The 13,992-nt window shown below is 37.0% G+C and carries 12 protein-coding genes and 1 pseudogene; 1 reads left to right on the top strand and 12 read right to left on the bottom strand.

The genetic code is table 11. The annotated features are described in order from the left end of the window. The 7 genes and pseudogenes from nuoH to BED47_RS11295 all read right to left on the bottom strand — a co-directional run bounded on the left by nuoH (position 1) and on the right by BED47_RS11295 (position 7,137). Positions 1 to 1,002, bottom strand: coding sequence for an NADH-quinone oxidoreductase subunit NuoH (gene nuoH / locus BED47_RS11325; protein ID WP_025671809.1), 1,002 nt, complete (start codon positions 1,000 to 1,002; stop codon positions 1 to 3). Continuing rightward, entirely contained in the window at positions 1,002 to 2,102 is a 1,101-nt protein-coding gene (locus BED47_RS11320; protein ID WP_025568980.1) for an NADH-quinone oxidoreductase subunit D, read from the bottom strand. The genes nuoH and BED47_RS11320 overlap by 1 nt, the downstream gene beginning before the upstream one ends. Before the next feature lie 8 nt (positions 2,103 to 2,110). Then, on the bottom strand, positions 2,111 to 3,439 hold the full coding sequence (locus BED47_RS11315; protein WP_069033742.1) for an NADH-quinone oxidoreductase subunit C: 1,329 nt from the start codon (positions 3,437 to 3,439) through the stop codon (positions 2,111 to 2,113). After that, positions 3,436 to 3,954 carry a NuoB/complex I 20 kDa subunit family protein gene (locus tag BED47_RS11310; protein ID WP_056469321.1) on the bottom strand — a complete coding sequence of 173 codons (519 nt, stop codon included), beginning with the start codon at positions 3,952 to 3,954 and terminating at the stop codon, positions 3,436 to 3,438. Before BED47_RS11310 ends, BED47_RS11315 begins: the two co-directional genes overlap by 4 nt. Continuing rightward, complete coding sequence (locus tag BED47_RS11305) at positions 3,945 to 4,313, bottom strand: NADH-quinone oxidoreductase subunit A (protein ID WP_056469320.1); 369 nt, start codon at positions 4,311 to 4,313, stop codon at positions 3,945 to 3,947. Before BED47_RS11305 ends, BED47_RS11310 begins: the two co-directional genes overlap by 10 nt. Before the next feature lie 454 nt (positions 4,314 to 4,767). Next, positions 4,768 to 6,480 (bottom strand): annotated as a pseudogene (locus BED47_RS11300) (DHA2 family efflux MFS transporter permease subunit); the annotation flags it as partial. Positions 6,481 to 6,492: 12 nt separating this feature from the next. Beyond that, on the bottom strand, positions 6,493 to 7,137 hold the full coding sequence (locus BED47_RS11295) for an HlyD family secretion protein (protein WP_439097783.1): 645 nt from the start codon (positions 7,135 to 7,137) through the stop codon (positions 6,493 to 6,495). Positions 7,138 to 7,362: 225 nt separating this feature from the next. On the opposite strand from BED47_RS11295, the gene BED47_RS11290 reads away from it, so the two are divergent. Continuing rightward, positions 7,363 to 7,983: a TetR/AcrR family transcriptional regulator gene (locus BED47_RS11290; RefSeq protein ID WP_025568608.1), complete on the top strand. Its 621-nt coding sequence runs from the start codon at positions 7,363 to 7,365 to the stop codon at positions 7,981 to 7,983. Positions 7,984 to 8,139: 156 nt separating this feature from the next. Here the strand turns inward: BED47_RS11290 and BED47_RS11285 are convergent, their stop codons facing one another. The 5 genes from BED47_RS11285 to atpA all read right to left on the bottom strand — a co-directional run bounded on the left by BED47_RS11285 (position 8,140) and on the right by atpA (position 13,978). Further along, positions 8,140 to 8,964: a nuclease-related domain-containing protein gene (locus tag BED47_RS11285; RefSeq protein ID WP_084006869.1), complete on the bottom strand. Its 825-nt coding sequence runs from the start codon at positions 8,962 to 8,964 to the stop codon at positions 8,140 to 8,142. Between the two features lie 604 nt (positions 8,965 to 9,568). After that, positions 9,569 to 9,970, bottom strand: coding sequence for a F0F1 ATP synthase subunit epsilon (locus BED47_RS11280; RefSeq protein ID WP_025568605.1), 402 nt, complete (start codon positions 9,968 to 9,970; stop codon positions 9,569 to 9,571). An 83-nt stretch (positions 9,971 to 10,053) separates the two neighbouring features. After that, positions 10,054 to 11,466, bottom strand: a complete 1,413-nt coding sequence (atpD, locus tag BED47_RS11275) for a F0F1 ATP synthase subunit beta (protein ID WP_025568604.1) — start codon at positions 11,464 to 11,466, stop codon at positions 10,054 to 10,056. Between the two features lie 63 nt (positions 11,467 to 11,529). Continuing rightward, complete coding sequence (locus tag BED47_RS11270; protein WP_069033739.1) at positions 11,530 to 12,384, bottom strand: F0F1 ATP synthase subunit gamma; 855 nt, start codon at positions 12,382 to 12,384, stop codon at positions 11,530 to 11,532. An 85-nt stretch (positions 12,385 to 12,469) separates the two neighbouring features. Further along, on the bottom strand, positions 12,470 to 13,978 hold the full coding sequence (gene atpA, locus BED47_RS11265; protein WP_025568602.1) for a F0F1 ATP synthase subunit alpha: 1,509 nt from the start codon (positions 13,976 to 13,978) through the stop codon (positions 12,470 to 12,472). Between the last annotated feature and the right edge of the window lie 14 nt (positions 13,979 to 13,992).

Raw genomic sequence — 13,992 nt, 5'->3', positions numbered from 1 at the left:
TTAGAAGAACAAGCTTTTTACTAATGCAGTTATTAAAATATTAGCTAATGAAACTGGTAATAATACCTTCCAACCGAACTCCATTAATTGGTCAGCACGTAAACGTGGGAACGTTACACGGAACCAAATTAATAAATATAAAATTACACTAAATTTTAAAGAGAACCACACAGCTCCAGGAATAAAGTCTAGACCCGCAATTGGTTTCCATCCGCCTAAAAATAGAATCGTAATTAACGAACACATTGCAAAAAAGTAAACATACTCTGAAAGCATAAAGAATGCCCAACGGAATCCTGAAAACTCTGTATGATACCCTGCTACAAGCTCTGACTCAGCCTCTGGTAAGTCAAAAGGTGTACGGTTTAATTCAGCTACAGCTGCAATTAAGAAAACGATAAAAGCAATCGGCTGAGTTACAATGAACCATACATTATCTTGTGCATTAACAATATCATTTAAATTCAAGCTTCCAGTTAATAAAATAACACCTAATACGCTCATTACTAACGGAATTTCATATGAAATCATCTGTGCTGCTGCACGCATACCACCAATAAGTGAGTATTTGTTATTTGAAGCCCAACCCGCTGTGACAACACCAACTGTTGTTAATCCTGAAACAGCAATATAGTAAAGTAATCCAACACCTATATCAGCAAACTGTAAGTTCTCTGTGAAAGGTAGAGTTGCTAATACCATAAACGCTGGTGCAAATGCGATGATCGGTGCAAGTATAAATAATGGTTTGTCTGCCGCTTTCGGAATTGTATCTTCTTTTAAAAGTAGTTTTAATACGTCAGCAACAGTTTGAAGTAAACCATATCGTCCACCAACTTGGTTAGGTCCAATACGCCCTTGCATGAAACCCATTACTTTACGTTCTGATAGGATTCCAAATGTTACGAAACCTAAAACTACAAATAGAAAAATAACGCCTAAACCTAAATAGATGAGAAAATTTATCCAAGACGGTGTACTTTGTAGAAGATTTTCTATCATTATCCGTCTACCTCCCCAAGTACAATATCAATACCACCTAAAATAGTAATTAAGTTTGCGATGTTTTCACCTTTTAATAACTTTGGAAGAATTTGCAGGTTATAAAAAGATGGTCGTCTAAACTTCAAACGATACGGCTCTTTTTTTCCATCACTTGCAATATAGCAACCAATTTCTCCACGCGGTGACTCAATTCTAACGTATCCTTCACCTTTTGGGGCCTTGATGATTTTAGGAACTTTTGCTAAAATATCACCTTCAGCAGGAAATTGTTCAACAGCTTGTTCTAAAATCTTTAATGACTCTTCAATTTCTAGCATTCTGCACATATATCGATCCCATGCATCGCCAACTGTTCCCACTGGGACATCGAAATCAAAGCGATCGTAAATAGAGTATGGAGCATCTTTTCGTAGATCATATTTAACACCAGTACAACGAAGATTTGCACCACTTAATGAAAAATTAATTGCATCTTCTTGTGAATATGCACCAATACCTTTTACACGATTAATAAAGATTTCATTACCGGAAACTAAATCGTGATATCCTTTTAATTGCTCTCTCATATAAGGAATAAATTCTTTTACTTTTTCAATCCAACCTTCAGGAGCATCCCACTTAACCCCACCAACACGCATGTAGTTAAAAGTCAATCTCGCTCCACAAAGTTCGTTTAATAGATTGATAATCATTTCACGCTCACGGAAAGCATAAAGGAATGGACTTACTGCCCCAATATCTAGAAGGTTTGTACCCCACCAAACTAAGTGACTAGCAACGCGCCCTAATTCCATTGAAATAACGCGTAGATACTCTGCGCGATCTGGAACTTTAATATCCATCATTGTTTCAACAGCGTGACAGATAACATAGTTATTTGTCATTGCTGATAGATAATCCATACGGTCTGTATATGGAATAATCTGTGTATATTGAAGATTTTCAGCGATTTTCTCTGTACCACGGTGTAGATAACCGATGACAGGTGTCGCTTCTTTAATGATCTCTCCATCAATCTTTAACACAAGACGAAATACACCGTGTGTACTTGGATGCTGAGGTCCGACATTTAATAGCATTTCTTCCGTACGAATCATGGCTTATCCTACACCCCCTCGTCAAATTGAACGTAATCTTTTCTTAGTGGATAGCCAACCCAATTATCTGGCAGCAATATACGCTCCAACTTTGGATGTCCTTCAAACTGAATACCAAGTAAGTCGTAAGTCTCACGCTCTGGCCAGTTTGCACCTTCCCATATTGGAGTAATACTATCAACAATAGGTTGTTCACGGTCTGCTCTTACTTTTAAAGCGATTCCATGTTTACGTTCATATGAATATATGTAAGAGTAAACTTCCATGTACTCAATAAAATCAGTTCCGTGTAATCCAGATAAATAAGTAAATTGTAGCTGTTCATTACTCTTTAAGAACTGTGCTACTTTAAAATAAGCATCCCTTTCAATTGTAAAAGTTGGATCATGTTTAGAAAGCGTATTAATAATTGCTTCCTCAATAACATCCGCTCCAAACTCTTTTTCAATCAGTGCCTTTACTTCATCTAACAAAGATTGATTATGAGAAGGTTTTACTTCTTCAACTGGAGCCTCTTTACCACCGTCTGTTTTACCTTTTGCCTTTGCCGCTGCTGCTGCTTTTGCCTTCGCAATTGCAATCGCCTTCGCTTTTGCTTTTGCCGCTTCATCGTCTGAACCAGCAGTGTCTTCTCCACCCGCTGCTTTTTGTTTTGCCAATGCCGCTGCCTTTGCTTTTGCTGCCGCTACTGCTTTTGCCTTTGCTGCTGCAATTGCTTTCGCTTTTTCATCATCTGCACCTTCTGTTGGACCTTCTCCACCTTCTGCTGCTTTTTGCTTTGCTAATGCCGCTGCCTTTGCTTTTGCTGCCGCTACTGCTTTTGCCTTCGCCGCTGCTAAGGCCTTTGCCTTATCTTCATCAGAAGCCGCCTCTTGCTCTTCTGCTTGAGCCTGTTCGCCTGATTCCGCTGCTTTTTGTTTCGCAATTGCTGCTGCCTTTGCTTTTGCTGCCGCTACTGCTTTTGCCTTCGCCGCTGCTAAAGCCTTTGCCTTATCTTCATCAGAAGGCTCCTCTGACTCTTCTGCTTCAGTCTGTTCGCTTGCTTCTGCTGCTTTTTGTTTTGCGATTGCTGCCGCCTTTGCCTTCGCCGCTGCCACTGCTTTTGCTTTCGCTAGTGCAAGTGCTTTCGCTTTTTCATCTTCTGAAGCTGGTTCCTCTTGTTTAACTTCATTTTCAACAGTAGGCTCCTCAACTACAGGTACTTCTTCTTTTTGAACTTCAGTATTTTTTGCAGCTTCCTTTTCTGCCTTCAACTGTTCCATTTTTCGTCGAGCCGCTTCTTTAGCCCTCTCAGCTGCTTCTTTCTTTAACTGTTCTTTTGACTTATCTTCACTCACTTATTCGTCACCTGCTTTCCAGTTTTAGCTTCGTAACGAATCTTCTCTTTCAATTTGTTAATACCATAAATTAAAGCTGCTGGATTCGGAGGGCATCCAGGGATATACACGTCCACAGGAACAATCTGGTCCACTCCTTTAACAACTGCATACGAGTTAACATATGGTCCACCAGCAGTTGCACATGAGCCCATCGCAATTACCCATTTTGGTTCAGGCATTTGATCGTATAAGCGTTTAACAATTGGCGCCATCTTTTTCGTAACAGTTCCAGAAACAATCATACAGTCAGATTGACGAGGAGAAGTACGGAAAAATGATCCAAATCGGTCTAAGTCATAATGAGATGAACCTACACCCATCATTTCAATTGCACAACAAGCTAACCCGAATGTTAATGGCCACAACGAGTTACTTCTTGCCCATGCCTTCACTTCTTCCAAAGTCGTGAAAAAAATATTCTTTTGGAGTTCTTCCATTTCAGCAACAGAAATCCCATCTAACTTCATAACCATTTCAACACCTTCTTCTTCCAAGCATAAATAAGTCCAAGTAATAGCATAAGAATAAAAATAATCATCTCTACAAAAGCAAAAAGCCCTAATTGATCATATGCAACCGCCCACGGATATAAGAAAACAGTTTCAACATCAAAAATAACGAATAATAGTGCAAAAATGTAATATCCAGCGTGGAAACGAACCTTCGCATCATGAAATGGTTCAATACCACTTTCGTAGGTCGTTGCTTTTGCTTCAGTTGGTACATTCGGTCTTAAAATTTTACCTATTACCGAGAGTGCGACAACTGGAAGTGCAATTCCTATAACTAGAAACACAACTACGATCACATAATTATTTAAATAAGCATTCACGAAACTTGTCCCTCCTCTAACTACAGAGCTCTACATTATATACTTATTATAAATATAATGTATTTTTCATTAATTTTTACTATTCAGTTTTGTAATCGTATCCATTATAACAAATGTGACAAAAACGTGTCGATATTTATTGCCATTAATCTGAAAATTGAATGATATAGTTGGAAAATAAATTCCATTATTCTTAATTTATCTTATATGTATGTCGTTCTAATAAATTTCTAATCTTTCAATTGTCATTACCAGTTACTAAAATTGTATATCAGTATAAGAGTTATCCACAAATCCACAGAAAGTTATTCACAATTCCCACAAGTTAAAATATAGTGATAATTGTCGAAAAAAAAACCAGTTCAATACATGAACTGGCTCTTTTTTAAGATGCAATCGTTTCTGAAGATTGCTGTTTATTTTGATTTTTAGATTTAGATTTAGGTTGTGCAATCTTTCTGCTCTTTTTACTTCCCATAAAGAATGAAAGCACTAATGCTATACCTGATAATACAGTTGCAAAAATAAATGCATCATTGATCCCATTGATAGATGCTAATTTAGACGCCTGGCTATAAAGGGTTGTAACTGCTAAAGCCCCACCTTGAGAAGGCGTTACTCCAGCTGCGCCAGCTAACTGTGCGCCTGTTTGATGAACCCAATCCATAATGAAAGAATTCGTTGAAGTTACTTCATTTGAAAAGTCAGCCATGTGGTTTGTCGTTTGAGTCGTCATGATTGTAACAAGGACTGCTGTACCTACCGAACCTGCAACTTGTCGTAGTGTATTTTGAGTTGCAGTACCATGCGAAATCATCTTAAGTGGTAACTTATTTAAACCAGCCGTCATAATTGGCATCATAATAAATGACATACCGAATGAACGTAAAGTATAGAAAAACATAATTTTTAAATACGGTGTATCAATAGACAATTTAGTGAACTCATAAGTTGTAAATGTCATAATAAGTAAACCAAAAATGGCTAAAGGACGGATACCATATTTATCAAACAATTTACCCGTAAGTGGCCCGAGCGCACCCATTATCAATGAGCCAGGAAGCAATAATAATCCTGCTCTAATTGGTGTAAACCCACGAATGTTTTGTAAATAAAGAGGTAATAAAATCATCCCCCCGTATAAAGCAGTCGTAACAATTAAGTTAATTAATAATGTGTAAGTAAACGAGAAAGATTTAAATACTTTTAAATTTATTAAAGGTTGTTTAGCAGTTAATTCTCTCCACACAAATAAACCTAAACTGATACAGGCAATTACTAAAGAAAGAACTACTTCAGTGCTACCCCAACCTTTATTACCAGCTTCACTGAATCCATATAATAAACTTCCAAACCCAAGTGACGAGCTTATTACTCCCCAAATATCCAAAGTTGGGAATGAACGTTTACGTGAAATGTGAAACCAAGCATTAGACAAAATAATTGAAATGACACCTAACACTGCCATCCCGTAGAATAAGAAATGCCAAGAATAATCTTGAACTACATAACCAGTTATTGTCGGACCAATAGCTGGCGCTAGAATCATTGCAATCCCCATTAATCCCATTGCTGCCCCACGTTTTTCAGGCGGGAAGATCGTCATAAAGATATTCATACCAAGTGGCATTAAAATACCTGCCCCGACAGCCTGAACTACGCGACCTGCCATCATAATTGGGAAGTTTCCTGATAAAGCACAAATAATTGAACCTATTGTAAAGGCAATCATTGAAAAGATAAATAATTTTCGATAAGTGAATGTATCAACTAAGTAAGCACTGACTGGAATTAAAATACCATTCACTAACATAAAACCAGTAGATAACCATTGTGCGGTCGAAGTCGTTACATTAAAATCTGCCATCAACTTAGGTAAAGCAACATTTATTAATGTCTGATTTAAAATAGACACGAACATTCCTAGTAATAGTACTGTCAAAACTTTTCCCATGCTAAAGCTCTGTTTTTCACTTGACTCAGATGGGATTGATTTCTTTTGAATTTCTTCAGTTTTTTCTATTTTATTCGGTTCTTCCGATTGGACCATTTCTTCTCTTTTATCTATTTTTAGGTCATTTTCTTTATTTCTTAATACGATTCGATTAATAATAAAGAAAACAATTAAGCAAAACCCTCCATATGCTATGATCATTCCTGTAGACATAGAAATTCCTCCTTACTTATGGATACGAACAGAAGCATTCATTCCTGGAACAATTTCAAATGACTTATTATGATCTAAAGCAATTCTTACAGGTACAACCTGCTCAACTTTCGTATAGTTTGCATTAGAGTTTCCAGAAGGTAATAAACTAAATGTATTTGCAGTTGTTAATCCAACAAATTCAACAGTACCTGTTAAAGTAGTATCTGGATATGCGTCAACATACACATCAACCACTTGACCTTTTTTCACATCTTCTACTTCAGTTTCTTTAATATTTGCAGTAACCCAAAGGTTATCTAAGTTATATGCATAACCAAGAGTTGAACCTGTTCCAACCAATTGATCTTTAATTGCATTTGCTTGAACAATCGTAGCATATGTTGGTACTGAAACTGATACTTCATGTGCAGTATCTCCAGCAGTTTGAGGCGCAGTTAAAACTTTCCCGATTGATTCATTTGGTGAAAATGTTTTTCCGAAAGTACCTGACCATGACTCAAGCTTACCAGCAGCAGGAGATGAAATAACAATTTGTTGCCCATCTATTTTTGCATTATCAGTTTTGATATAATTTGTTGATTGATCATAATAGTAATAACCAGCAAATCCACCAGCAACTAATATGATTAAAGTAATTATGTTAACAAACACCATTTTCTTCATGTTCCCCATAAATAAAATTCCTCCTAAATTTTTAATCGTTTCTCTATATAGGTAACAAAAGTAAAGCAACACATTGTCGTTTTACTTCTCATAGTTTTTAATTATAATTGATTTATAAACGTACTCAACCGTTAATAATTAAAAAATTGTTGTTTAAGCAACACTCTATCATTAACTGTTTGATTTCTTAAAGTTATTTAATAAAGGAGTTTTAAAATGAGCATAAAAAATAATCTTGACCCTCGTGTCATTCGCACTAGACAACTTTTACAAGATGCATTAATTACGTTACTATCAGATAAAGAATTTGAAGCGATTAGTGTACAAGATATAACTAAAAAAGCAAATGTGAACAGAGCAACCTTTTATAGCCATTACGAAGACAAATACCAAATGATCCGCCAAATCGTTAGAGAAAAACTAGTTGATTTGGACAGCGCCATGAAAAATGTAGATTTTAGTAACTATGACGGAAACCCAAACTCACTCGATGAAATGGCCTTAAAATCCTACTTCCACCTATTCGAACATATCGAAAAAAACAGTTACTTCTACAAAGTCCTACTAAAACGACAAGGACCAAATATTTTTAGAAGAAAACTTTACGAAGTATTATCAACAACGTTCGAAAAAGGCATTGCATTCATACAACCAAAGAAGAATAAATACCTTGTACCAGGTGACCTACTAATAAGCTATATATCAGGCGCAACCCTCAGCGTAATTTCATTTTGGGTTGAAAATGACATGCCATACACAAAAAAACACATGGCAGAATACCTTTTAAAAATCTCAAGAAATGGAGTTTTAACAACAGCGGGATTGGAATTAAACTAAAAAGAGGATTGCTGTGACAACTCGTCTAAATAGTGTGTTTTGTCTTTTTTGTTCCTGATGATGGTAGGTTTAGTTTACGTAGGAGTCTTGAAGCTGAGTATATTGAAGTTATATGTAGGAATTCGCGAAGTTGGCTATTTTTAATGGTATTTCCAATTAATAAATAAAAATCATATAACGAATGTAAATGAGCATCTTTTGAAACGTTGAAGCATTGCGGGCAATACCAAGAACCCTTAGTTCTGAGCTAGAATACAATTTACAGTTGTCACAAATTACGCCAGTCAATAATTCATTTTTAGATATATTGTATTTCTCGAGTATATTTTGATCTAGTAGTTGATTTTGTTTTATTAAGAGCTTTGCTAACTTACGAATTTCTTTAGATGTGAAAATGTTTATATGCAACTTTTTTTCTAATTCCTCAAGTTTTCTGTAGAGTGAATCTGAATGAATAACCGTGTTAGCAATCTGTATTACATTAGATGATGCTTTTATGATCGATTTAGAATTACTTAATACAACCCATGGAATTATTGGGTAATTCATAAACTTATTTTGCTCTAACCAACTTCGAAGTTGCCGTTTTTGCCGCTCAACTTGAATAATTGGGTTCATGAAAGCTTCTTCCTTTCCCTCATTCATTCGAATAAGTTGATTGAAACTTTGATCAAAGTAAAGTATTCCAACTAAATTCTTCACTTCAATAATTAAAATAAAGCTTGGTGAAAGAATTATTGTATCGATTTGAAAAAACCGTTTTTCGTTGTCTAACAATCTTAAATCTTGAATTATAATATACCGTTCTTTATTGAAAAAACTCAAATGATAATCTAGTGATTTTTCACCATGAAACCCCGCTTTAAATTTTGCAAGATCATCCTCTATTCTTAATCTTTGGTTGTGCTCTTTGGGTAATCTTCTAAGTAGAGCTTCAAGTTTCCTAATAGTCAATGGAACAGTTCTTTCTTTCAAAATCATTTAATCACCTCTTTTTTATTTTATGATAAAGTTCGACATAATTTCCGTGTCACCTCCTAATCTTGATTGTGAAAAGTTAAAGTGAATTGGTATCTATTCTTCAGTTTTTTTATATGTTTTAAAGCAATATTGCCTTATTTTAATTAATTTTCTTGAAATATCGTACTAAATCTAGTCAAAATAATAATCTACAAGGAAAATTTTTGATTAATTTTAAATGGTAATGTACTTTATTTGCGATTCTTCTACTTTATATAGCGATTTCCTTATAAATAATTGCTATTTTGCTTTTTTATTTGTGATTCACAAAATTTATTTGCGGTTTGCCATTTTTAATTGCTATTTTCAATTTTTAATTGTGATTCTTCAATTTTATTTGCGGTTTTCATAATTTATTTGCGCACTTGTTTGAGTTATTGTCGATACTCATGATTTTATTTACACCGATCAGTTTTTCCTTCACTTAATTAAATTTATTTGCACGCTCAACCTAGTTATTTGCACTTTAATTATCCTTAATTGCACCCATCATCCTACTAACGACCCCACCCAACCCCACTCCCATCCAACAAAAAAAGAGCCCCAAAAAGGGCTCTATTTTTAATTACTTATATTGTGCTACGTTTAAACGGTTCATTGCTTTGTGTAAAGCAAGTTCTGCACGTTTGATATCTGTGTCAGGTCGTCTTTCTTGTAGACGTTTTTCTGCACGTTTTTTTGCTTCTACTGCGCGCTCAACGTCGATTTCAGTTGATGCTTCAGCAGATTGAGCCAATATTGTAACGGCTTCAGGTCGAATTTCAATGAATCCGCCACTAACTGCAACGTAATCAGTTCCAGCTGGTGATTTAATTTTAACAGGTGCTGTTGCTAACGGTGCCACAGTTGAAATGTGTCCAGGTAAAATACCTAGCTCACCGCTAGTTGCTTTCGTGCTAACGAATTCTGTTTCGCCTTCATAAGCCGGTCCATTCGGAGTGACGATACTGACTTTCATTGTCTTCATAGTGAACTCCTCCTGTCTAGCTTCGTGAGCTAATCAAGTTCATTCAAATAGAATGATGAACAAGCCTTTCGATTAGACAATTATTATACTAATGTTTTTGCTTTTTCTACTACTTCTTCAATGCGTCCAACAAGACGGAATGCATCTTCAGGAAGAGTATCATATTTACCTTCTAAGATCTCTTTGAATCCACTAACAGTTTCTTTAACTGGTACGTAAGAACCTTTTTGTCCTGTGAATTGCTCCGCAACGTGGAAGTTTTGAGATAAGAAGAATTGAATACGACGAGCACGAGCTACGACTAATTTATCTTCTTCTGATAACTCATCCATACCTAAGATTGCGATGATATCTTGAAGTTCTCTATAACGTTGTAAAGTTGATTGTACTTGACGAGCTACTTCATAGTGCTCTTCACCAACGATTTCTGGGTTTAATGCACGAGATGTAGATGCTAATGGATCTACCGCTGGGTAAATACCCATCTCAGATAAACGACGCTCTAAGTTAGTTGTTGCATCTAAGTGAGCGAACGCTGTAGCTGGTGCTGGATCCGTATAGTCATCGGCAGGAACGTAAATCGCTTGAATCGAAGTTACAGAACCTTTGTTTGTTGAAGTGATACGCTCTTGTAATTGACCCATTTCAGTAGCAAGAGTTGGTTGGTAACCTACCGCAGAAGGCATACGACCTAATAGGGCAGAAACCTCAGAACCTGCTTGAGTGAAACGGAAGATGTTATCGATGAAGAATAACACGTCTTGTCCTTGCTCATCACGGAAATATTCAGCCATTGTTAAACCAGTTAAGGCAACACGTTGACGTGCACCAGGTGGCTCGTTCATTTGTCCGAATACCATCGCTGTTTTCTTGATAACACCAGAGTCGCTCATTTCGTGGTATAAGTCGTTACCTTCACGAGTACGCTCACCTACACCAGCGAATACTGAGATACCGCCGTGCTCTTGTGCGATGTTGTTAATTAATTCTTGAATTAATACAGTTTTACCTACACCCGCACCACCGAATAGACCGATTTTACCACCTTTGATGTAAGGAGCTAATAAGTCTACTACTTTGATACCAGTTTCAAGGATTTCTACTTTTGTAGTTAATTCTTCAAATTTAGGTGCTTGACGGTGAATTGGGTCGCGACGTACGTCTTCTCCAAGTTCTTCGTCTAAGTCAATGTTATCACCTAACACATTAAATACGCGTCCTAATGTAGCGTCTCCAACTGGAACCGAAATTGGTTTCCCTGTGTTAACTGCTTCCATTCCACGTACTAATCCATCAGTTGAAGCCATTGCAACTGTACGAACAGTATCGTCACCTAAGTGAAGAGCAACTTCTAATGTTAAATCAATGTTTACTTCGTTTGCGTCGCCCGCTTCTTTACGAACACGTAACGCATTATATATTTGTGGTAATTGGCCGTTTTCGAACTTTACGTCTACTACTGGACCTAATACCTGAGTAATAATACCATTGCTCATCGCTTTTCCTCCTAGCATTGTTTCATTAAAAGCCGTTCAATTTATATAGCCGTTGTAAGCAGATTAGCCAAGTGCTGCTGCTCCACCGACGATTTCAGTAATTTCTTGTGTAATTGCTGCTTGACGCGCACGGTTATAGTGAAGAGTAAGCTTACTAATAACTTCTTTCGCATTATCAGTTGCACTTTTCATCGCTGTCATACGTGAAGCGTGTTCACTAGCTTTACTGTCTAATAATGCACCAAAGATTAAGCTTTCTGCATATTGAGGCAGTAACACTTCTAAGATTTCATCATCAGATGGTTCAAATTCGTAATTAGTTGTTGCCTTACCTGTGTCAATATCTGTTAAAGGTAATAGCTTTTTCTCAGTAACTTCTTGAGAAATCTTACTTACGAAATGATTATATGATAAGTAAAGCTCATCAAAAATGCCGTCTGTATACATTTGAACTGTACGATTAGCAAATTTTTGAATATCATCGAATGAAGGTTGATCTGGAAGCCCAAGAACCTCTTCAACGATTGGGTAACCTAAACGCTTAAAGTAGTCACGTCCAACTCGACCTAGTACAATAATTGCAAATTCATCATTTGATTTATGACGCTCTTTAATTGTATTTGTTACCGCACGTAATACGTTACTATTAAATGCACCCGCTAAACCACGGTCAGAAGTGATGACAATGTAACCAGTCTTTTTAACTGGACGAGTTACTAGCATCGGATGTCTACTGTTTACGCCTTTTGCCACGCTACCAACTACCTCTTGCATTTTTTCCATGTAAGGAACGAATTGCTTAGAGTTTTGCTCAGCACGGTTTAATTTCGCAGCAGATACCATCTCCATCGCTTTTGTGATTTGGCTTGTCTTTTTTGTTGAATTAATTTTTGTTTTTATATCGCGTAATGATGCCACAGGTTTTCACCACCTTTTGGTAAACAGTTAAATGAAGGACGAGCTAGAGCCCGATCCTTCAAATCCAGATATTTAAATCGCCTTCTTATTTAGAAGCAATAAAGTTCTTTTTAAAGCTTGTGATTGCAGCGTCAAGGTCAGCTTCGTTTGGTAATTTACCAGTATCACGAATAGCATCTAAAAGACCTTTTGCGTTAACGTCCATCCAAGCTAACATTTCTTCTTCAAAACGAGTAATGTCTTCAACTGCTACGCTGTCTAAGTGACCACGTGTTAACGCATATAAAGAAGTTACTTGTTTTTCTACTTTTAACGGTTTGTGTAAACCTTGTTTAAGGATTTCAACTGTACGAGCACCACGGTTAAGTTTAGCTTGAGTTGCTTTATCTAAGTCAGAACCGAACGCAGCAAATGCTTCAAGCTCACGGAATGACGCTAAGTCAAGGCGTAGAGTACCTGCTACTGATTTCATCGCCTTAGTTTGCGCTGAACCACCAACACGTGATACAGAAAGACCTGCATTGATCGCTGGACGTACGCCAGAGAAGAATAAGTCAGACTGTAAGAAGATTTGTCCGTCAGTAATCGAGATTACGTTTGTTGGAATATAAGCTGAGATATCACCAGCTTGTGTTTCGATGAATGGTAATGCAGTTAATGAACCGCCACCTAACTCATCATTTAACTTAGCTGCACGCTCTAATAAGCGAGAGTGTAAGTAGAATACATCCCCTGGATATGCTTCACGACCTGGAGGACGTTTTAATAGTAATGAAAGCTCACGGTAAGCTACCGCTTGTTTTGATAAATCATCGTATACTACTAATACGTGTTTACCATTGTACATAAACTCTTCACCCATCGTTACACCAGCGAAAGGAGCTAAGTATAACATTGGAGCTGGAGATGAAGCAGGTGCAGTTACAACGATTGTGTAATCTAATGCGCCATGCTTACGTAAAGTTTCAACAAGTCCACGAACTGTTGATTCTTTTTGACCGATTGCAACATAGATACAGATCATGTTTTGGTCAGCTTGGTTAAGGATTGTATCGATAGCAACAGCTGTTTTACCAGTTTGACGGTCACCGATGATTAACTCACGTTGTCCACGTCCGATTGGTACAAGAGCGTCAATCGCTTTGATACCTGTTTGTAAAGGCTCATGTACTGATTTACGTGCCATTACACCTGGAGCAGCATTTTCAATTGGACGAGATTTTGTCGTTTCGATTGGGCCTAAACCATCAACTGGTAGACCTAATGAGTTTACTACACGTCCTACTAATGCTTCACCAACTGGAACTTGCATGATGCGTCCAGTACGACGAACTTCGTCGCCTTCTTTAATGCCTGTGTAAGGTCCTAAGATGATAATACCTACGTTGTTTTCTTCTAAGTTTTGTGCTAGTCCCATAACGCCGTTAGAGAACTCAACTAGCTCTCCAGACATACATTGGTCAAGACCATGAGCACGAGCGATACCGTCACCAACTTGGATAACTGTACCAACATCACTAACTTCTATTTCAGTTTGGTAATTTTCGATTTGCTTTTTAATCAGCGCACTGATTTCTTCAGCTTTGATGCTCATGCATTTCACCCCTA

The organism is Gottfriedia luciferensis, from assembly GCF_001712755.1.
Taxonomy (GTDB): domain Bacteria; phylum Bacillota; class Bacilli; order Bacillales; family Bacillaceae_G; genus Gottfriedia; species Gottfriedia luciferensis_B.
Note: the sequence above shows the minus strand (reverse complement) of the source record. Positions and strands in the feature narration are given on the sequence as shown.